The following is an 18,256-nucleotide window of genomic DNA, read 5'->3' on the forward strand; positions in this document are numbered from 1 at the left end:
ACGTTTTTAGCCTTTAATAATTTTTTGTATCCAGTTGCTGAAGCCGTATTTTTTAACAATATCTTCAGACAGATCATGATATGGCTTCTTTAAAAACGTATCAATATTCTTATAATTATTGTTTTCAACGACAAAGATATTATCAGGATGGTAAAAGTCATAATTTTTAACCGTAATATTATCAGTAATTACTTTTTTCCGATAGTATAAGCCTTCGAAAAATCTTATGGAAAGGCCATTGTGTAAAGGATCTACAAAGTCGAGAAGAATGTCAGAATTTTTCACGAGTTCCAGATTGTCTTCAAATGTGATCCTGTCTTTAATATAAGTGATCTTGGTATTTTTCTTATCCGGTTCTTGGAAATACTGTATAAATACTGACAGATCTACATTGAAACCAGAAACTTCATCAATAAATCTGTCGATTTTTGCTTCCCTGCTTTTCCAGTATAATCCAACGAAATATAACCTCGGATTTTCCGTATTGTAGGGTTTATAAAAAGGAGGAAGATGATCAAAATAAAAATTAGTGATCTGCCTGATATTGTGTTGGTTTTTTACTTTTTCAAAACAGAAAAAAGTATCAAATAAAACGAAATATTTTTTAACCTCAGGAAACTTTTCAATCCCGTCCCATTGGTAGGCGATCAGTTTCGAAGCTTTTTCTTTCAGTTTTTTGATAAATGAAACCGGAAAGTTATCGGGGCGTATGACCAGAATATAATCGAGCTTACCTTCTATGGATGAAAGATTACGTTCAAGCTCTTCCAGGAAATGGCGTTTGATGAGGCTTTGTTTGTACTCTTTATTTCTGAAGATGTTTTTAATAAAGAAATTCTTAATATTTTCCAAGCCTTTATATTTAAATTCCGAAACCTTATCGGTAATAAGAAAAGGCTCAAAGCCGGTACTTTTCAGGTTATCCAGAAAAAGGCGTGGGAAATCCGAATAATCAGGCATCACCAGAAGAAATTTTTCTTTAGTCATCATTATTTAGGAATTAAAAAGGCGGAACATTATGATCTTAAAATGCTTTCTCAGACTGCTGACAGGACGGTTGAAATATTCTTTTTTTATGGCATCACTGCTTTTCAGGCTGATGCTATTAAGGTATTTAAAGTAGGTCTTATCAATGTTTTTCAAATTAATATGATCACTAAATGCAGGATTTACTTCTTTAAAAGTTTTTTCCATTTCGAGCACTGCTTCTTTGGAATAATTAGAATCGTGTTTAAAGTTTCCGATGATAATTTTCTTAAGATAGGCAATATAATATGCATTAATATTCCTGTCTGGATATTTCAGATAATAATTATGATAAATGGTTTTAATCACGCTCAGATATCCTAAAAGATTTTTATCGCTTTTCTTTTTGGTGATCGATTGCGCATTATCTACGGTGTAGAGATAAGTGGTTTCCGGGATGAAAACTACATTTTGAGCTCTGAACATGGTTTCGAAGAACCACAATTCATCTTCATGATAAATTCCACTTAGAAATTTCAGGTTGTTTTCTGTTATAAATGATCTTTTATAAAGTTTATTCTGAGCAATCGGGCTTAAGCCTTCTGTAATATTTTTTAAAAGAACTTCAGAATTGTTGTTGGAAATGATTTGTTGTTTGCCGGGATGTGGCAAAAATGAAATATTTTCTTTCTTATTCCATGCATACGTTGCTGTTTTACCGATAATAATATCTTCTTTGCCGGTGTAAGCAGAAATGAGCGTTTCAATTGCTTTTGGAGGAAGAAGATCGTCGCTGTCACAGAAAAAAATGAAGTCACCTTTAGCTTTTTCTATCCCGAAATTCCTCGTGTCTGAAAGTCCTTTATTTTGCTGATTATACATTTCGAACCTTTCATCCGAAAAACTTTTGATCATTTCCCACGTATTATCTGTGCTTCCATCATTAATTAAAATACACTGAATGTTTTTATAAGTCTGATTCTGAATGCTCATTAGAACATCTGCAATGTAATGCGAAGCGTTATAACATGGCACAATAATGCTTACCGAAAGACTCATCTTAATTAATTTTTTTTCAGGGTTTCACTTACTGCTGCAATTGAAAACGGTTTCAGACTGTCAACAGAATGATCTCGTAGCCTATTCCACAGCTTCTCATCGTTATTCAACCGGATAATCGCTTCTGCAAAGGATTTTTCGTCATTGGCGATCAGAACATTCTTCTCATTTACAAGCTGCATGCCTTCTGCGCCAATATCTGTAGTGACGACCGGCAGGAAATATTCGAAAGCCTGGCCTATTTTGCCTTTTACTCCGGCGCCAAATCGTAACGGAGCAACCATTATTTTTGATTTCATAAAATGATCTTCAATGCTTTCCACAAATCCTAAAAATTTAAATTTAGGATAAAGTTTAAGATCAAGTTTGTCGGCTACATTCCCGATAACGCTCACCTCAATTTCAGGATTTGTTTTCCATACAATAGGCATTATTTTATCATACAGAAACTTTACGGCATCAATATTAGGCTCATGAATTGATCCGATAAAAATAATTCCCTCGCTCGTTGCAAAATCCTTTCTTTCAGAAATATCAATTTTAGGATAATGGATGTTAGAGATAGTGATGATCTTATTTTTATCCGCATATTGGCTCATGATCTCCTTTTCCTTATCAGAAATGGCAATGATATAGTCAAGCTGAGGTGCAACAACTGTTTCCAGGTGGAAGAAGTGCTTATATTTTTTCTTTAATGAAATCCGGTTTGGTTCTATTTCGATAGCCCTTTTATAACGTAAAAAATGAATGTCTACCATATCATACATGAATTTTGCATGTGGCAAGATTGCTTTCATCTTTTTGTAAAATAAATTTAATGCGAGTGGACCATTAAACCAAACGAAGTCTATTTTTCTGAAAACAGTAATAAAATCATAAATAGTGTTGAACTTATTATTTTCTACAAATACAATAATATCTTTTTGTTCATAGAATTTTACATAAGCATCATCTTCAAACATATTAGGCGCAAATAAAATGCAGTTATAGCCTAAATCTTTGTAGATTAAAATAATTTCTTTGAGTCTGTTAGACCCTGAATCTTTATCATGAGTGGGGAAGTCTCTGGATACAAACAGGATGGTTTTTCTGGATGAGTCAAAAGATGTTATGTTGATGATCTCCTGTGTACCAAGAGCCTTAAGTTTTTCTTTTCTTCTGAAGTGTTTTTTTATTTTCTTTATAATTCCCATTATTAAGTTTTTTTATTGAGTCCGAACACTTTATCTGTCCAATGATCCAACGTGTATTTATAATAAATCTCCTCAGGAATTTTCTCGTATGGAGTTTCAAAGAAGGATTTTTCAAGATTACTGCAGGTTTCATTTAAAACCAAAATATTCTGCGGATTGTAAAAGTCATAATCTCTAATCCATTCATTATCAGTAATAATCTTTTTTTCTAAAGCCATTGCTTCAAAAACCCTGAAGCTTAACCCATATTGGTTTTCTCGTGTAAGATCAAGCAAAGCTCGCGAATTTTTGTAATATTCCGGAAGCTTTTTATGACTTATTTTTTTTATGCTGAAAATAATGTGCAGATTTTCCGGGATCTTAATGAAAGCATTTTTCAACTGATGTTTCCAACCTTTTTTACCAATTACAATAATCTGGAATTTAAGTTTCAATTCCAGTAATCTTTTGGTTAAAAGCTTAATAAATTCCACTCGTTTATTGTCATAAGAGGTGATGTAAAACAAGTCCATTTCAGGTTTTTGTTTCTCACACCGGGTGAGCGGCATATAGATGTAATTCGTCAGTTTTTCAAAGCCGTAATTCTCCACATCGGCGATATCAAATGAGAAAATTTTGTCAAAAAGTTCAAGCTTTTTTTCGTCGACCGGAACCCTGTCAAGGCTGTCATAAAGATAAGTTATAAGACGCCCGGTATATTTTCTGATTTCCTGAAGTGTAGAAAGATCAAAAGTATCAGGATTCATGACAAGGATCTGATCCTGATATCCCTGTTGCTCAAGAGAATCGATGACAAATTTTTGTCTTTTTTCTGTCTTCAGGTTTTTATTAAGGAAAATTTTGCTTACCGCATTGGCTGCCCTTTCACTAAAATTGGAATGCGTTACGTCGCCTATTTTAATGTGTCGGGCATCTATATTTTTAGAACGTAGCGTGTCAACAATATAGTAATCATATCCCCAAAAATCGAAACTAATTACACAAATTTTCATTCACTTAGTTTTGCTCCTTTTTTAATGATTCATAAGTTTCAAAAACACTTAAGGATTGCAGATAAGAAAGCTGGTAGCCTTCTTTTCCGTCAAGAATACCTAAACGCAAAATGTATGCCTTAAAAAATTTAAAAGCTGTTTTGGAATATTGAGAAATGCGATTATATTTTTTTCCTCTGGCGGCCAGTTCCTGCCCTTTCAGAATTCCGTAATGGATCATTTTTGTTTTATAAGACTCATAATCACTAACGGAAAAGTGCAGGAGCTTATTTTTCATTTCGCCGATAGTTCCGTTAACATGCAGTGTTTCATGAACCTTTTTTCCGGTGATATATCGGGCCTTAGACTTTCTGAATAGCCTGAAATTCTTGTCAGTCTGTGTCCCAGAATAATGAATGGGTTTTTCAGCAAAGTAAAATTTCCGATAAAAATAATAAGCGTCTTTTGGAGCTGTTTTTTTGAGCTCTTCTATAATTTCTTTTTTTAATGGGGCAGTGATTCTTTCATCTCCATCAAGAAATAATACCCAATCGTTTTTTGCAGCGTCTAATGCGATATTTCTCTGCTTTGTAAAGTCTTCAAATCTGTTTTGAATGATCTTTACTTTCGGAAACTGCTGTGCAATCTCTACAGTTTTGTCCGTACTGAATGAATCTACCACGATTATTTCGTCACAGAAATCAAAGCATTCCAGTACTTCCTGAATGTTTTTTTCTTCGTTATAGGTTATGATTAAGCCACTTACATTCATCACACCTTGTTCTGTCATTACCAATTAATTTATCTTTCCTAAAACATTTTTAATCTACCAAAGATAAGTTTTAATTTGAAATGTATCAGCGTGTCTTTTCCCTTTATATCTATTCTGCACAATTCATAAGGGTTTTGTGAAGGAAAATAGTTGATTTTATTTCCGATTCTTACGGCATAAAGAATACCTAAGCGTTGAAAAACTGAAAAAACACCAGCTTTTTCAGGATTCTTTTTAGGATATTTCCCATAAGGATACGCCAGGACTTTTGAATATTGTATATTTTCATTATCAAGAATCTGCATATTTTTTTGAAGATCATTTTCTATAAAGTCAGCAGAAACATTTCTGAAGTTTTGATGAGAATGGCTGTGAAGGGCAATTTCAAAATAATCCCTGTTGAGATTTCTGATGTCTTCAAAAGTCATCATTTCGTTATCTTTATATCCTTTCTGAATAAATTCTGTGGGGATAAATATGGTTGCTTTCAGCTTATATTTTTCCAATAAAGCAGGAAGGTAAACCTCATTATTTTTATACCCGTCATCGAATGTGATAATGATACTTCTTTTGGACGGAGTATGTAATTCGTTGAAAAACTTAGAAGTATATTTTTTTTTGCTTACATATTTAAATTGTTCCTCCAGATTTTTCACACTTACCGTAAGATCTTCAGTGCTCTTTTCTGCAATCTGATGATACATTAAAATGATCAGTCGGTTTTTAGGAAAAAGAAAAAGAAAAATTCTGAAATATAGTGCAAGAAATAAAAATGCAATAAAAATCAAATACAGAATTAGCATAAGTCGCCACATTTTTTACTGATTTCAGTGATCCTTATTTTCTCACGTAATTTTATGTATTTTAAAAAAGTATAATAAGACATCGTTTTAGCTACATAAAAACCTGCAAAGCCATCTAAAAATCCTAGTTTGAATATGAATACTTTAATAAATTCAAAAACAGGACTTACAATAATTTTGAAATTCTGATATCTCTTACCGCGTTCATACATTTTTTCTGCCATCATATCAGAATATCTGTTAATCTTCAAGATATGATGATGAATGCTTTTATAGGTGTAATGATCTATTTTTCCATCTAAAAGACCTGCTTTTTCATTCGTGATCAGAAATTCATGTACCTTATCGTCAGAATATCTGGCAGAATCCTTTCTGAAGAGTCTTTCCCTGCATATATTTCCCCACCCTCCAAATTTAATCAGATGAATGCCAAGATGATTGTTATATTTTGCCTTGTAAACCGAGAATTCTGGATTTTGTTCTGAAGTAATTCTTTGTATTGTTTTTTTCAGATCTTCATCAGGCACTTCATCGGCATCCAGAAAAAGAATCCATTCTCCGGAGCAAAGTTCCAAGGCATAATTTTTCTGTTCGCCATACCCATTAAATTTCTTTTCAAAAAATTTTACCTTAGCATATTTTTCCATGCAGATTTCTTTCGTTCTGTCTGTCGAAAGGCTGTCTACAATGATAATTTCATCAACAATCTCGGAGATTGAATCTAGAAGTCTTACAATATTATCTTCTTCATTGTAAGTAATAACCGCAAGGGAAAGTGCCATTTCTATTGAAATGAAAGAATGGTTTTCTCAATGATTTTCACACAGTCTATCAGCTGCTCTTCGGTAATAACCAATGGCGGAGCCAGTCTGATGATATTTCCGTGGGTTGGTTTAGCTAAAAGTCCGTTTTCTTTTAATTTTAAACAAATATTCCAGGCTGTTGAGCTTTCCGGAGTATCGTTGATCAGAATAGCATTCAATAAGCCTTTTCCTCTTACTTTTGTAATGAGTGTGGTTTTTTCCATCACTTTTTCAATTTCAGCTCTGAATAATTTACCCAATTCTTCGGCTCTTTCAGATAAATTCTCATCCTGTACAACATCGAGAGCCGCTACGGCTACGGCACAGGCAATAGGATTTCCTCCGAACGTAGAACCGTGCTGTCCAGGTTTGATGACATTCATAATCTCATTATTGGCCAAAACTGCAGAAACCGGATACATTCCTCCTGAAAGTGCTTTTCCTAAAATCAGAATGTCAGGCTGTACGTCTTCATGATGACAGGCAATCAGTTTTCCTGTTCTTGCAATTCCTGTCTGAACTTCATCTGCGATGAAAAGAACATTATGCTTTTTACACAATTCAGAAGCATTTTTAAGGAAACCATCATTAGGAACATAAACTCCTGCTTCTCCTTGGATAGGCTCTACTAAAAACGCAGCAATATTTTTTGCTTCCCGGCTAAGAACTTCTTCCAGCGCAGCAATGTCATTATAAGGAATTTTAATAAATCCCGGTGTAAAAGGGCCATAATTCTGGTTGGCATCAGGATCATTAGAAAAGGAAACGATCGTAGTCGTTCTTCCGTGGAAATTATTTTCACAAACAACAATCTTAGCCGAGTTTTCAGAGATTCCTTTTACTTCATAGCTCCATTTTCTGGCTAATTTTACAGCTGTTTCCACCGCTTCTGCTCCGGAATTCATGGGTAAAACTTTATCAAAACCAAAAAGGGTCGTGATCTTTTGTTCGTATTCTCCCAGCTTAGAATTGTAGAAAGCTCTTGATGTCAAAGCTAATTTTTTAGCCTGCTCCACCAAAGCATTTACAATTTTTGGGTGTGAATGTCCTTGATTTACAGCAGAATAAGCTGAAAGAAAATCATAATATTTCTTGCCATCCACATCCCAGACGAAAACACCTTCTCCTTTGTCTAAAACTACGGGAAGAGGGTGGTAATTGTGTGCGCCGTGCTTGTCTTCAAGGTCGATAAAATATTGTGAATCTTTAACTGTTTCTGCTGTTGACATATATGTTGGTTTTGCCGCAAATGTAAACATTATAAACGAGATGAGTAAACAGAAGGCTAATGCTGAAAAATAAAGGATTTTAAGAACTTTTAAGTGCGTTGGAAAAGTGAATCAGAGAATATTTCTCACACAAATAATCAGTTATAGTTATTATATCTTTAAAAAAATAAATTTTAACATTTATTAATTTTGGCGGTTGGTCAATTTCGCAAAGTTCTGAACTCTGGAAAATTTTTATAAAAAAACCGCTCTAAAAAAGAACGGTTTACAAATTATATACAATTAATCTTAATGATTATCATATTTTCTGTCCATTACAAAATCCTCCATGAATTTTGTTGTATAATTTCCTGAAAGATAATCTTCATTATCCATCAGTTGTCTGTGGAAAGGAATGGTCGTTTTTACTCCTTCAATATAAAATTCTTCCAACGCTCTTCTCATTTTAGCAATAGCTTCTTCACGGGTTTGGGCCGTAGTGATCAACTTTGCAATCATTGAGTCGTAATTAGAAGGAATGGTATATCCTGAATAAACGTGTGTATCAACTCTTACACCGTGTCCGCCAGGAATATTCAAGCCAGTGATCTTTCCGGGAGACGGTCTGAAATCAGCGTAAGGATCCTCCGCATTAATTCTACATTCGATGGAATGCAATTTAGGGTAATAATTAATTCCTGAAATTGGAGTTCCTGCAGCCAAAAGAATCTGTTCTCTGATCAGATCATAATCAATTACCTGTTCAGTGATCGGGTGCTCTACCTGGATTCTTGTATTCATTTCCATGAAATAGAAATTTCTGTGCTTATCTACCAGGAATTCAATAGTTCCCACTCCTTCGTATCCGATAAATTCAGCAGCTTTTACAGCAGCTTCACCCATTTTCTCACGAAGTTCATCTGTCATGAAAGGAGAAGGAGTTTCTTCCGTCAGTTTCTGGTTTCTTCTCTGAACCGAACAGTCTCTTTCAGAAAGATGACATGCTTTACCGTATTGGTCACCCGCAACCTGTATTTCAATATGTCTGGGCTCTTCAATCAGTTTTTCCATGTACATGCCTCCGTTTCCGAATGCAGCTACAGCTTCCTGAATTGCAGATTCCCAGTGATCTTTAAGGTCTTCAGCTTTCCATACGGCTCTCATTCCTTTTCCACCGCCACCGGCTGTTGCCTTGATCATTACCGGATATCCGATTTCTTCAGCAGTTTTAGCGGCAATTTCATAAGATTCGATCAAACCGTCAGAACCAGGTACACAAGGTACGCCAGCCGCTTTCATAGTGGCTTTAGCATTGGCTTTGTCTCCCATTTTCTCGATTTGCTCTGGACTGGCACCAATAAATTTAATGCCGTTCTTCTGACAGATTCTTGAGAAGTTCGCGTTCTCGGATAAGAATCCGTATCCCGGGTGGATAGCGTCTGCATTGGTGATTTCAGCAGCAGCAATAATATTAGGGATTTTCAGGTACGAGTCTTTACTCATTGCAGGACCGATACACACCGCTTCGTCAGCAAATCTTACATGAAGACTGTCTTTATCTGCAGTTGAATAAACTGCAACGGTCTTGATCCCCATTTCTTTACAAGTACGTAAAATACGCATTGCAATTTCGCCACGATTGGCTATTAATATTTTTTTGAACATCTTCGAAATTTTAAATTATAAATTTTGAATTTTAAATTATTTTAAATGAAAAAAGTTTCATCTAAAATTTATAATCTGTAATCTAAAATTCCTTAAGATGGATCTACTAAGAATAAAGGTTGGTCGTATTCTACCGGTGTAGCATCATCAACTAAAATCTTAACGATTTTTCCACTTACTTCAGATTCAATCTGGTTGAATAATTTCATCGCCTCAATAACACAAACAACTTTTCCGTTAGAAACTTCGTCACCAACATTTACGAACACGTCTTTATCCGGAGATGGTTTTCTGTAGAAAGTACCGATCATAGGAGACTTGATGGTTACATATTTACTATCATCAGATGCAGCTTCAGTGGTTTGTGCCGGAGCAGGAGTTGCAGCAGGTGCCGGAGCAGCAGCTACCTGTTGAGGTGCAGTGTGGTAAACTGCAGGCTGAGCATAAGCCACTTCGCTTCCAGCTAATGGAGTTTTAATAGTGATTTCGAAATCTTTAGTTTTGTATTTTACTTCAGAAACTTCTGCTTTAGACACAAACTTAATAAGATTTTGGATGTCTTTAATGTCCATAAAATTGATATTTGATTTTGGGTCAAAGATACCAAAAAATCGTAAAAAACAACAAAAAACCGCCAAATTTTATAAAAATCGGGCGGTTTTTGTATAAAAACGAGTGTTTTTCAGTGAAAAGCGACTCTTAGTTTTCTTCAGTAGTTGCTACTTCTTTTTCCAATACTACTTTACCTCTGTAGTAAAGTTTTCCTTCATGCCAGTGAGCTCTGTGATATAGGTGAAGCTCTCCTGTTGTTGCATCTTTAGCTAATTGAGGAACTACAGCTTTGTAGTGAGTTCTTCTCTTATCTCTTCTTGTAGACGACTGTCTTCTCTTTGGATGTGCCATTTTCTAATAACTTTTTTAATTGATGAGCGATGAGATTCATCATCTCATCATTAAACTATTTAATTTTTATTCTTTAAATTTTTTAATGCGTCCCATCTCGGGTCGCTTTCATGTTCTTCCTCTTCATGAGTTTCTTTTGGACTGAACTTCTCAAGGATGGCAAGATCTTCATCACTTACATTCGGTGATATCTTTTTCATCGGAATAGAAAGTGCAACATTTTCGTAGATCAGCTGTGCTATGTTGAATGCATGATCACTTGAAGGAATCGTAATTACATCTTCCTCGCTGTCGTCATATTCTTCTCCGAATTTCACCAGAACCTTGATTTCATTTTCGATGGGGTGGTCGAAATTTTCGTTTGTGATGTCACAAACAAGTTCTACCGTACCATGTACTTTAATTTCAAACTCCAGAAAAGTAGAATGCTTATCTAATAAAACATTTACTAAAATTCTTGGATTTGTAAATTCCTGTTCAGTATCAAATAATTGAAAGAACTCCTTATCTATCTCAAACCTGAACTCGTGCTTGCCGGTTTTTAACCCGGAAAAGCTTACATCATAGTTTCTTAACTTGTCCATAAAATGAGTGTGCAAAAATATGCAATTTTTTTATAATAACAAATAAATTCTAAAACAAATTAATTTAAAATCTGTATTAAAGATTTAGCCTTCAGATTCGTCCGGCAAATCTTCATCTATTCCGTTGTCTACAGCCATTTTTCTTGGTTGCAGTCGGTTGTTCATCAAATCGTTGTATTCACTTCTGTTTTTGAAAATTTTAATGGCCGTGAAGATCGCCTCCGTAAAGCTTTGTTCATCAGCTATATTTTTACCTGCAATATCGTAGGCTGTGCCGTGATCGGGTGATGTTCTGATGAAAGGAAGTCCCGCAGTATAATTCACGCCTTCTTCATAAGCCAACGTCTTGAAGGGAGCTAAGCCCTGGTCATGATACATTGCTAAAACCGCATCAAAGCTTTTATATTTTCCCGGCTGGAAAAAGCTGTCGGCAGGGAAGGGGCCAAACGCCAGGATTCCGTTATCTGAAAGTTCTTTGATGGACGGAGCAATAATTTCAATTTCTTCTTTTCCGATCACGCCGCCATCACCTGCATGGGGATTTAACCCTAAAACAGCAATCTTTGGCTTTGAAATATTAAAATCCTCAATTAAAGTCTGGTTTAAAACTCTGATCTGCTTTTTAATTTTTTCCTTGGAAATATTTTCAGCAACCTGTGCGATTGGGATATGATGTGTCAATACAGCCACTTTCAGATCTTCCGTGACAAGGAACATTAATCCCTTTTTATTAAATTTCTCTTCAAAATATCCAGTGTGGCCAGCATGTTTAAAGCCCATTTTTACCATTTCATCCTTGTTGATTGGGGCAGTTACCAGAACATCAATCTCTCCTTTCAGTAAAGCTTCTGTGGCTGCTTCAAGAGAATCAATTGCCATTTTGGTAGATTCTTCTGTTGGTGTACCGAGCTCTACCATAGAATTTTCTTTTACAAGATTTACCATATTCAGCTTTCCTGCCTGTGCCTGGGATGCTTCATTGATATAATTGAAATTCAGATTCAGCTTAAAAATGTTTTTCTGAAAAGTAAATAATTTTCCCGAACCAAAAATTACGGGGGTGAAAAAATCCGTAATGGTTTTGTCTGCCAGGGATTTCATGATGATTTCGGGACCGATGCCGTTGAAATCTCCTATTGAAATTCCTACTCGTACTTTATGGTTTTTTGGGCTCATTTTGATTATCTTTGAAGATTAATAAACTACAAATTTAGCAAAAAATAATATGTTCACAGGAATAATTGAAGCAGTTGGGATAATTGAGAAGATTGAAGAAAAGGGAAGCAATATTGATTTTACGTTAACCTGTCCTTTTACGCATGAATTAAAGATCGATCAGAGTTTAGCCCATAATGGCTGTTGTCTTACGGTGGTGAAGATCGATGGAAGCCAATACGTCGTAACAGCAATCAACGAAACGTTAGAAAAAACAAACCTTGGAAAATGGGAGTTGGGAACTGTAGTAAACCTTGAACGATGCATGAAAATGGATGGTAGACTGGATGGCCATATCGTACAGGGACACGTTGATAAAACAGGTGAAGTTGTGAGCATTGAAAATAAAGACGGAAGTTATTTCATCACCATGTCATACGAAAGTGACGGAAGTTTTGTAACGGTTCCTCAGGGATCTATTACTGTAAATGGGATCAGCCTTACGGTGGCCAAGAGTGAAGATAACCGATTTTCTGTAGCGATTATCCCATATACCTGGGAATTTACCAATATGAAATATTTAAAAAAAGGTGATAAAGTTAATTTAGAATTTGATATAATTGGTAAGTATATTGCTAGGTTAATTAAAAAACAGAATGTCAATTAGTATGTATAAAGGATATAGCTTAAGAAACCGTGTCTTTTTCGGATTCTTGTTGGTATGTCTTTTAAGTGTAGTGGCTTCTTCGCTGGTTCCGTATTTTGTTCTCAGGGAAAATTCTGTACAGAAAAGCAGGATTGATATGCAGGAAAAAACCGGTGCTGTGATTCGGTATCTGGATTATGCAGTAAGCATGAAACATACCGAAACCAAAGATCTTCCCAGTCTTCTTGATAACAAGATTTTCGAAATTGCAGATATTAACCAGCATGACATTATTCTATACGACTTAAAAGGAAATTATTTACTTTCAAACAAAGAAGAAAGCCTGGTAGAACAGAAAAAGATACCGATTAATATTGTCAACAGGATTCTGTCGACCAAAGCCAGGGTTGATATCAAAGGTTACGATGCATCACGGGATGCCGTACTTACTTCTTCTTATTTATTACTGAAAAACAATGATCTTGAGCCGATTGCGATTGTATATATCCCTTTATACCATAATGAATCTGCCTATTTTGATGTTCTAAATACTTATGTAAAATATATTATCCTTGTTGATATCATTCTTATTTTATTCAGCGTGTGGTTCAGCTGGGTTATGTCAAATAGTCTTGCTAAAAATATCACGAAGTTTTCTGATATGATCACGCGGATTACATTGTTTGAAAATGAAATGCGCCCGATCCGATATTATAAAAATGATGAATTAAATGCTTTGGCAAGGGCTTATAACAGGATGATTCTTCAGATTCAGGACCAAAAGGAGAGGTTGCGTTTTAAAGCATCTGAAGAAGCTTGGAGGGAAATGGCCAAACAGGTGGCTCATGAAGTGAAAAATCCGCTCACGCCGATGAAGCTTACGATCCAGAATTTTGAAAGAAAATTTAATCCGGAAGATCCTAATATAAAAGAAAAAGTAAAACAAATGAGTAAAACGATGGTCGATCAGATTGATCTTATCGCCACTGTTGCTTCCGCTTTTTCCGAATTTGCCAAACTTCCTGAGAAGAATAATGAAATCATAAATCTTAATAATGAGGTTGAAGATATTCTGCGCGTTTTCAATGACGATAGCATTTTTATGCATTCAAACAAAAGTAATATTATGATCAATATGGACAGGATTTATCTGTCCAGAATTATTACCAATCTTGTTACCAATGCCAAACAGGCGGAAAGCGATGAAAGAAAACTGATCATTAATGTTGACGTAGAACAACATCAGCGTCGGGTAATGATCTCCGTTCAGGATAATGGCATCGGAATTCCTGAAAATATTTATGAAAGAATTTTTGAACCCAATTTCACCTCCAAAAATAGCGGGATGGGCTTAGGTTTGTCTATGGTCAGAAAAATGGTGGAAGATTATAAAGGAGAAATTACCGTAAAGTCTGAAGTTGGAAAAGGTTCTACATTCACTATTACTTTGCCTACGAATTTATAGTGAAATCATTTACGTTTAAACAATTTGTTATTCAGCAGTCGAAAGAGGTCTTCCGGGTAGGAACAGACGGTGTTTTGCTTGGTGCTTTATCGGGTGTGGGTCAAGCTCTCAATGTTCTCGAAATTGGGACTGGAACAGGGTTGATCACCTTAATGCTCGCCCAGAGAAATCCTGAAGCCAATTTTTTTGGAATCGATATTAATAAAGAGGCGGCAGATCTCACCAAAATTAATTTTGAAAATTCGCCATTTTCGGCTAGATTAAAAAATGTGCATCAGGATTTCAAAGAATTTGAAGCACTTGAAAGATTTGATTTAATTGTTTCTAATCCACCTTATTTTGAAGCATCAGGTTCTGAAAAAGATAAAATTGCAAGACAGACTGTAGAGCTGAACTTTCGTCAGTTAATTTCGAAATCTTCGGAACTTCTTTCAAAAAATGGGATTTTTTCAGTCATAATTCCTGTTGAAGCAGGAAATGTTTTTGTGGAAATTGCCAAAGAAAATCAACTATTTTTGATTCGGAAAATTAACATTTTAGGTATTGTAAATTCAAATGTTAAGAGACTTATTCTCGAATTTTCTTTAACGGAAAAATCATTGGAAGAATCTGAATTCATTATAGAAAAAAGTCCGAGACAATACTCGGACCAATATCTTGAACTCACCAAAGAGTTTCATGTTTTTCGTAAGTGAAAAATATTATTTAATCGTTAAACAAATTGTTAAGGAGTTAAGAATGTTAAGTATTGTTCCGCTTTAAAGCTTAAAAATCTATTTGATTTTTCTAGAAAAAACTTAACTTCTTAAATGTTCTTAATGGTTAAATTATTTATTCAAATAATTCCGCAGTATCCAGCACAGAAACTTTTCCGTCTTCACATCTGATGGCTTCTCCCGGGAAGTTCTGGATCATATGATAATCATGGGTGGCCATTACTACAGCGGCTCCGTTCTCCAGAGCAACTTGCTTTAGTAAGGTCATGATTTCATTGGATGTTTCGGGATCGAGATTTCCTGTAGGCTCATCGGCTAAAATTAAGTCCGGATGGTTAAGCAAAGCTCTTGCAATAGCCACACGCTGCTGTTCTCCACCGGAAAGCTCATGAGGCATTTTGTGCTTTTTACTTTTCATATTTACACTTCCTAAAACCTCATTGATGCGGTCTTCCATTTTTACTTTGTCACTCCATCCGGTTGCTTCCAGTACAAATTTCAGGTTTTTTTCAACCGTTCTGTCAGAAAGAAGTTGGAAATCCTGGAAAACAATTCCTAGCTTTCTTCTCAGATTCGGAACGTCGGAAGCTCTCAGCTTGGCAAGATCAAAGCCAACAACGGCTCCATGTCCTGAGGCGAGAGGAATATGCCCGTACAATGTTTTCAGCAATGAGCTTTTTCCGGAGCCTGTTTTTCCGATAAGATAGCAGAATCTTCCTTTCTTGATATTCAGATTCACATCGGAAAGCACCGTAAAGTTTTTCTGTGCAATCTTGGCGTGCTGCAGGCTGATAATGTTGTCTCCGGCAATATGTGTATGTGGCATAATTCAGTTTTAAAGTACTTTCTAAAAAAAATATTTTCAGATTTTAAAAATAGGAAAAAGAAGAATAAAGAACCTAAATTTTAGGAAATTTTAACAACAAAAAATGCCTGAAAAACTTCTTTTCAAGCATGATTTGTATATGATAATAAAAAGATTATCTCTTAGCGCGTGATGCACTTACAGTTAAACTCTTTCTGCCTTTAGCTCTTCTCGCAGCCAAAACTCTTCTTCCATTTGGCGTAGACATTCTTTCTCTGAAACCGTGTTTGTTTCTTCTTTTTCTTTCTGATGGCTGGAATGTTCTTTTACTCATTACTATATGTTTAAATCGTAATTATCTATTAATTTTCAGGTTGCAAAGATATGCAATTTTTTAAAAGTTACAAACTTTACTAATATTTTTTTGAAATTTTTGATGATATTCAACATCAACCCATTTGTTGGGGATTTACCACATGCAAAAATAATACTTTATGATTTATTTAAAAGCTCTATCTTTGGAAACTTAATTTTAAAGAAAAGAGATATCCCATGTTTACACCCGCGGAACTTTTAGAAATCAATACATTACTGACTCCGGAAAACAAAATCGTAATTCTTACCCATTACAATCCTGATGGTGATGCTATCGGTTCCAGCCTAGGTTTAAAACATTATCTTAAAGCAAAAGGAATTTTCGCAGAAGTCATCGTTCCTAATGATTTTCCCAAGTTTCTGAAGTGGATGCCGGAAGCTAAAAAGGTTTTGATTGGCGAGTATAAAAGGAAAGTTGCCTCTGATCTTATCAGTGAAGCGGATATTATTTTCTGCCTGGATTTCAATGCGCATTCAAGGATTGGTTTGCTGGGAGACTGGCTTGTTAATTCAAAAGCAAAAAAAATTCTCATCGATCACCACCAGCAGCCTGAGCCGTTTGATTTTGTATATTCAAACACGATTATTCCTGCAACGTGCCAAATGGTGTATCATTTTATTGAAGCATTAGGTGACGAAAAACTCGTTAATAAAGATATTGCTGAATGTCTTTATACGGGAATTATGACGGATACAGGAGGTTTTCGTTTCCGCTCTACCAGCGCAACTACGCATAGAATTATTGCTAATCTCATCGAGCACGGAGCAGATCCGGCAATGATTACTTCGAATACATGGGATACCAATACAGTTTCACGTCTTCATTTGCTGGCTTTGATTTTAGGCAGGATAGAGGTTGTGAAAGAAGGTAAAGTTGCAATTCTTTATCTCACGAGGGAAGAACTGAAAGAATATGGTTTCCAGAAAGGTGATACGGAGGGCTTCGTTAATTACGGATTAAGTATTATGGGAGTGAAGATGGCAGCTTTCTTTATGGAAGATCTGTATGAAAATTTCATTAAAATTTCTTTCCGTAGTAAAGATGATATGGATGTCAATCAGTTTTCAAGAAAATATTTTAACGGAGGAGGACACATCAATGCAGCCGGAGGAAAATCATACGAATCTCTTCAGGGTACAATTGAAACATTTAAATTGAAAATAGAAGGGGAGGAAAGTTTGTAATTAAGGTTTAGGTTAAGATTAAGCCTTAGTCCGATGGGAATTGTGTTTCGTTGTCATTTGAAATCTGCATATAATTGTTTAAATAAGATACTCAGAATTAAATTTTATTTTGAGAATGCTTCGTCGTTTCGCTCCTCGCAAAACACGCTTTCAACTCTAATATACTAAAACTCTCAACTTTAATTTAACTCTGAAACCGCGAATATCCTTTTTCCTCAAGTTCTTTACAGGTATATTCATATACTTCCTGGAACATGATGTCAAGGAATTTTTTATTGAATAAACTGAACTTTGTCATTTTGGGCGGATCTAAGAAAATATCACAGGATTTTGCTTTCGAATAAACAGATTTGGCAATGGCTAAGTGAAGGATTCTGTCGAATTCTTTCATCAGACTCATTTTTTCAAGGCTGTCATAGCTGATGGAATTGACGTGTGAAGCAATCAGAAAGTCACATTTATCCATAATAGGCTCAATCGGAAGATTGTCTAAAACGCCTCCGTCTACATAAATTTTCTCCCCGATTTTCACCGGAGGTAAAATAAAAGGTACACTTGATGAAGCGAGCAAGGGCCCGAAAAGTTCACCTTCTGAAAAGAAATCCACGATTCCATGGGTCATTTCGGTTGCGGCAACATACACCGGAATTTTTAATACTTTAAAATCGTCTTCAGGAAAATGATCTATAAACAGTTTTAAAATAAATTTTGAGCTGAAAATTCCGTTCTTGGAAAGCTTTAAATAAGATCTTGAAAAAAAAGTAGTCTGCTTCACGATTTCCATCATTTCGTCCGGTGTCTTTCCTAGAGAATAAAAGGCTCCGACAATGGATCCTGCGCTGGTTCCTGAAATGATGTCCGGCTTCAGGTTGTATTCTTCCAGAGCTTTCAGAACTGCTATGTGTGCAATTCCACGCATGCCTCCGCCTGAAAGTGTCAGTCCGATGACCGGTTTCTTTTTTTTAAACAAGAAATCCAGCAT

20 protein-coding genes are annotated in these 18,256 nt (G+C 35.4%); 4 read left to right on the top strand and 16 right to left on the bottom strand.

The features are described 5' to 3' along the window. Window positions 1-6: 6 nt before the first annotated feature. From AC3WV0_RS05770 to pdxA, 13 genes are all read right to left on the bottom strand, one after another. Window positions 7-987: a WaaS/CpsH family glycosyltransferase gene (locus AC3WV0_RS05770; RefSeq protein ID WP_488845356.1), complete on the bottom strand. Its 981-nt coding sequence runs from the start codon at window positions 985-987 to the stop codon at window positions 7-9. 6 nt (window positions 988-993) lie between these two features. Beyond that, window positions 994-2,025 (bottom strand): glycosyltransferase family 2 protein, encoded by a 1,032-nt coding sequence (locus AC3WV0_RS05775; protein ID WP_488844810.1) that lies wholly within the window; start codon window positions 2,023-2,025, stop codon window positions 994-996. 5 nt (window positions 2,026-2,030) lie between these two features. Further along, on the bottom strand, window positions 2,031-3,218 hold the full coding sequence (locus tag AC3WV0_RS05780) for a glycosyltransferase family 4 protein (RefSeq protein WP_488844812.1): 1,188 nt from the start codon (window positions 3,216-3,218) through the stop codon (window positions 2,031-2,033). Window positions 3,219-3,220: 2 nt separating this feature from the next. Further along, complete coding sequence (locus tag AC3WV0_RS05785) at window positions 3,221-4,210, bottom strand: WaaS/CpsH family glycosyltransferase (RefSeq protein WP_488844814.1); 990 nt, start codon at window positions 4,208-4,210, stop codon at window positions 3,221-3,223. 4 nt (window positions 4,211-4,214) lie between these two features. After that, window positions 4,215-4,979 carry a glycosyltransferase family 2 protein gene (locus tag AC3WV0_RS05790; protein ID WP_488844816.1) on the bottom strand — a complete coding sequence of 255 codons (765 nt, stop codon included), beginning with the start codon at window positions 4,977-4,979 and terminating at the stop codon, window positions 4,215-4,217. Window positions 4,980-4,999: 20 nt separating this feature from the next. Further along, window positions 5,000-5,764, bottom strand: coding sequence for a polysaccharide deacetylase family protein (locus AC3WV0_RS05795; protein ID WP_488844818.1), 765 nt, complete (start codon window positions 5,762-5,764; stop codon window positions 5,000-5,002). Further along, a complete protein-coding gene (locus AC3WV0_RS05800) occupies window positions 5,758-6,546 on the bottom strand; it encodes a glycosyltransferase family 2 protein (protein ID WP_488844819.1) in 789 nt (262 codons plus the stop codon). Before AC3WV0_RS05800 ends, AC3WV0_RS05795 begins: the two co-directional genes overlap by 7 nt. A 2-nt stretch (window positions 6,547-6,548) precedes the next feature. Beyond that, a complete protein-coding gene (gene rocD, locus AC3WV0_RS05805; protein ID WP_488844820.1) occupies window positions 6,549-7,796 on the bottom strand; it encodes an ornithine--oxo-acid transaminase in 1,248 nt (415 codons plus the stop codon). 288 nt (window positions 7,797-8,084) lie between these two features. Beyond that, window positions 8,085-9,440 (bottom strand): acetyl-CoA carboxylase biotin carboxylase subunit, encoded by a 1,356-nt coding sequence (accC, locus tag AC3WV0_RS05810; protein ID WP_488844822.1) that lies wholly within the window; start codon window positions 9,438-9,440, stop codon window positions 8,085-8,087. A gap of 92 nt (window positions 9,441-9,532) precedes the next feature. Next, the gene (gene accB / locus AC3WV0_RS05815) at window positions 9,533-10,012 is read right to left on the bottom strand and encodes an acetyl-CoA carboxylase biotin carboxyl carrier protein (RefSeq protein WP_089998423.1); all 480 of its coding nucleotides are present in this window, start codon (window positions 10,010-10,012) and stop codon (window positions 9,533-9,535) included. A 127-nt stretch (window positions 10,013-10,139) separates the two neighbouring features. Next, on the bottom strand, window positions 10,140-10,343 hold the full coding sequence (rpmF, locus tag AC3WV0_RS05820; protein WP_007843326.1) for a 50S ribosomal protein L32: 204 nt from the start codon (window positions 10,341-10,343) through the stop codon (window positions 10,140-10,142). A gap of 59 nt (window positions 10,344-10,402) precedes the next feature. Further along, window positions 10,403-10,927: a YceD family protein gene (locus tag AC3WV0_RS05825; protein ID WP_488844824.1), complete on the bottom strand. Its 525-nt coding sequence runs from the start codon at window positions 10,925-10,927 to the stop codon at window positions 10,403-10,405. An 84-nt stretch (window positions 10,928-11,011) separates the two neighbouring features. Beyond that, a complete protein-coding gene (pdxA, locus tag AC3WV0_RS05830) occupies window positions 11,012-12,103 on the bottom strand; it encodes a 4-hydroxythreonine-4-phosphate dehydrogenase PdxA (RefSeq protein WP_488844826.1) in 1,092 nt (363 codons plus the stop codon). A 49-nt stretch (window positions 12,104-12,152) separates the two neighbouring features. Here pdxA and AC3WV0_RS05835 point away from each other — a divergent pair, with 49 nt between their 5' ends. The 3 genes from AC3WV0_RS05835 to AC3WV0_RS05845 are packed head-to-tail and all read left to right on the top strand — an operon-like array spanning window position 12,153 to window position 14,888. Next, a complete protein-coding gene (locus AC3WV0_RS05835) occupies window positions 12,153-12,749 on the top strand; it encodes a riboflavin synthase (RefSeq protein ID WP_488844828.1) in 597 nt (198 codons plus the stop codon). Next, window positions 12,739-14,193 carry a sensor histidine kinase gene (locus AC3WV0_RS05840; protein WP_488844830.1) on the top strand — a complete coding sequence of 485 codons (1,455 nt, stop codon included), beginning with the start codon at window positions 12,739-12,741 and terminating at the stop codon, window positions 14,191-14,193. Before AC3WV0_RS05835 ends, AC3WV0_RS05840 begins: the two co-directional genes overlap by 11 nt. Next, entirely contained in the window at window positions 14,193-14,888 is a 696-nt protein-coding gene (locus AC3WV0_RS05845) for a tRNA1(Val) (adenine(37)-N6)-methyltransferase (RefSeq protein WP_488844832.1), read from the top strand. The genes AC3WV0_RS05840 and AC3WV0_RS05845 overlap by 1 nt, the downstream gene beginning before the upstream one ends. Before the next feature lie 136 nt (window positions 14,889-15,024). Here the strand turns inward: AC3WV0_RS05845 and AC3WV0_RS05850 are convergent, their stop codons facing one another. Beyond that, on the bottom strand, window positions 15,025-15,735 hold the full coding sequence (locus tag AC3WV0_RS05850) for a cell division ATP-binding protein FtsE (protein WP_089998417.1): 711 nt from the start codon (window positions 15,733-15,735) through the stop codon (window positions 15,025-15,027). 154 nt (window positions 15,736-15,889) lie between these two features. Beyond that, window positions 15,890-16,048 (bottom strand): 50S ribosomal protein L34, encoded by a 159-nt coding sequence (gene rpmH / locus AC3WV0_RS05855; RefSeq protein ID WP_007843334.1) that lies wholly within the window; start codon window positions 16,046-16,048, stop codon window positions 15,890-15,892. A gap of 218 nt (window positions 16,049-16,266) precedes the next feature. On the opposite strand from rpmH, the gene AC3WV0_RS05860 reads away from it, so the two are divergent. Next, a complete protein-coding gene (locus AC3WV0_RS05860) occupies window positions 16,267-17,274 on the top strand; it encodes a DHH family phosphoesterase (protein WP_488844834.1) in 1,008 nt (335 codons plus the stop codon). A 184-nt stretch (window positions 17,275-17,458) separates the two neighbouring features. On the opposite strand, the gene AC3WV0_RS05865 is transcribed toward AC3WV0_RS05860, so the two are convergent. After that, on the bottom strand, window positions 17,459-18,256 hold the full coding sequence (locus AC3WV0_RS05865) for a patatin-like phospholipase family protein (RefSeq protein ID WP_488844836.1): 798 nt from the start codon (window positions 18,254-18,256) through the stop codon (window positions 17,459-17,461).

The sequence above is a fragment of the Chryseobacterium sp. 27AL genome, assembly GCF_057815395.1.

Excerpts from the sequence above, each read along its gene's own strand:
- AC3WV0_RS05795 (WP_488844818.1), bottom strand. The coding sequence starts at position 5,764 with ATGCTAATTCTGTATTTGATTTTTATTGCATTTTTATTTCTTGCACTA.
- AC3WV0_RS05790 (WP_488844816.1), bottom strand. The coding sequence starts at position 4,979 with ATGACAGAACAAGGTGTGATGAATGTAAGTGGCTTAATCATAACCTAT.
- AC3WV0_RS05770 (WP_488845356.1), bottom strand. The coding sequence starts at position 987 with ATGACTAAAGAAAAATTTCTTCTGGTGATGCCTGATTATTCGGATTTC.
- AC3WV0_RS05860 (WP_488844834.1), top strand. The coding sequence starts at position 16,267 with ATGTTTACACCCGCGGAACTTTTAGAAATCAATACATTACTGACTCCG.
- rpmF (WP_007843326.1), bottom strand. The coding sequence starts at position 10,343 with ATGGCACATCCAAAGAGAAGACAGTCGTCTACAAGAAGAGATAAGAGA.
- rocD (WP_488844820.1), bottom strand. The coding sequence starts at position 7,796 with ATGTCAACAGCAGAAACAGTTAAAGATTCACAATATTTTATCGACCTT.
- AC3WV0_RS05835 (WP_488844828.1), top strand. The coding sequence starts at position 12,153 with ATGTTCACAGGAATAATTGAAGCAGTTGGGATAATTGAGAAGATTGAA.
- AC3WV0_RS05825 (WP_488844824.1), bottom strand. The coding sequence starts at position 10,927 with ATGGACAAGTTAAGAAACTATGATGTAAGCTTTTCCGGGTTAAAAACC.
- AC3WV0_RS05800 (WP_488844819.1), bottom strand. The coding sequence starts at position 6,546 with ATGGCACTTTCCCTTGCGGTTATTACTTACAATGAAGAAGATAATATT.
- accC (WP_488844822.1), bottom strand. The coding sequence starts at position 9,440 with ATGTTCAAAAAAATATTAATAGCCAATCGTGGCGAAATTGCAATGCGT.
- AC3WV0_RS05840 (WP_488844830.1), top strand. The coding sequence starts at position 12,739 with ATGTCAATTAGTATGTATAAAGGATATAGCTTAAGAAACCGTGTCTTT.
- rpmH (WP_007843334.1), bottom strand. The coding sequence starts at position 16,048 with ATGAGTAAAAGAACATTCCAGCCATCAGAAAGAAAAAGAAGAAACAAA.
- accB (WP_089998423.1), bottom strand. The coding sequence starts at position 10,012 with ATGGACATTAAAGACATCCAAAATCTTATTAAGTTTGTGTCTAAAGCA.
- AC3WV0_RS05785 (WP_488844814.1), bottom strand. The coding sequence starts at position 4,210 with ATGAAAATTTGTGTAATTAGTTTCGATTTTTGGGGATATGATTACTAT.
- AC3WV0_RS05850 (WP_089998417.1), bottom strand. The coding sequence starts at position 15,735 with ATGCCACATACACATATTGCCGGAGACAACATTATCAGCCTGCAGCAC.
- AC3WV0_RS05775 (WP_488844810.1), bottom strand. The coding sequence starts at position 2,025 with ATGAGTCTTTCGGTAAGCATTATTGTGCCATGTTATAACGCTTCGCAT.
- AC3WV0_RS05865 (WP_488844836.1), bottom strand. The coding sequence starts at position 18,256 with ATGCTGGATTTCTTGTTTAAAAAAAAGAAACCGGTCATCGGACTGACA.
- AC3WV0_RS05780 (WP_488844812.1), bottom strand. The coding sequence starts at position 3,218 with ATGGGAATTATAAAGAAAATAAAAAAACACTTCAGAAGAAAAGAAAAA.
- pdxA (WP_488844826.1), bottom strand. The coding sequence starts at position 12,103 with ATGAGCCCAAAAAACCATAAAGTACGAGTAGGAATTTCAATAGGAGAT.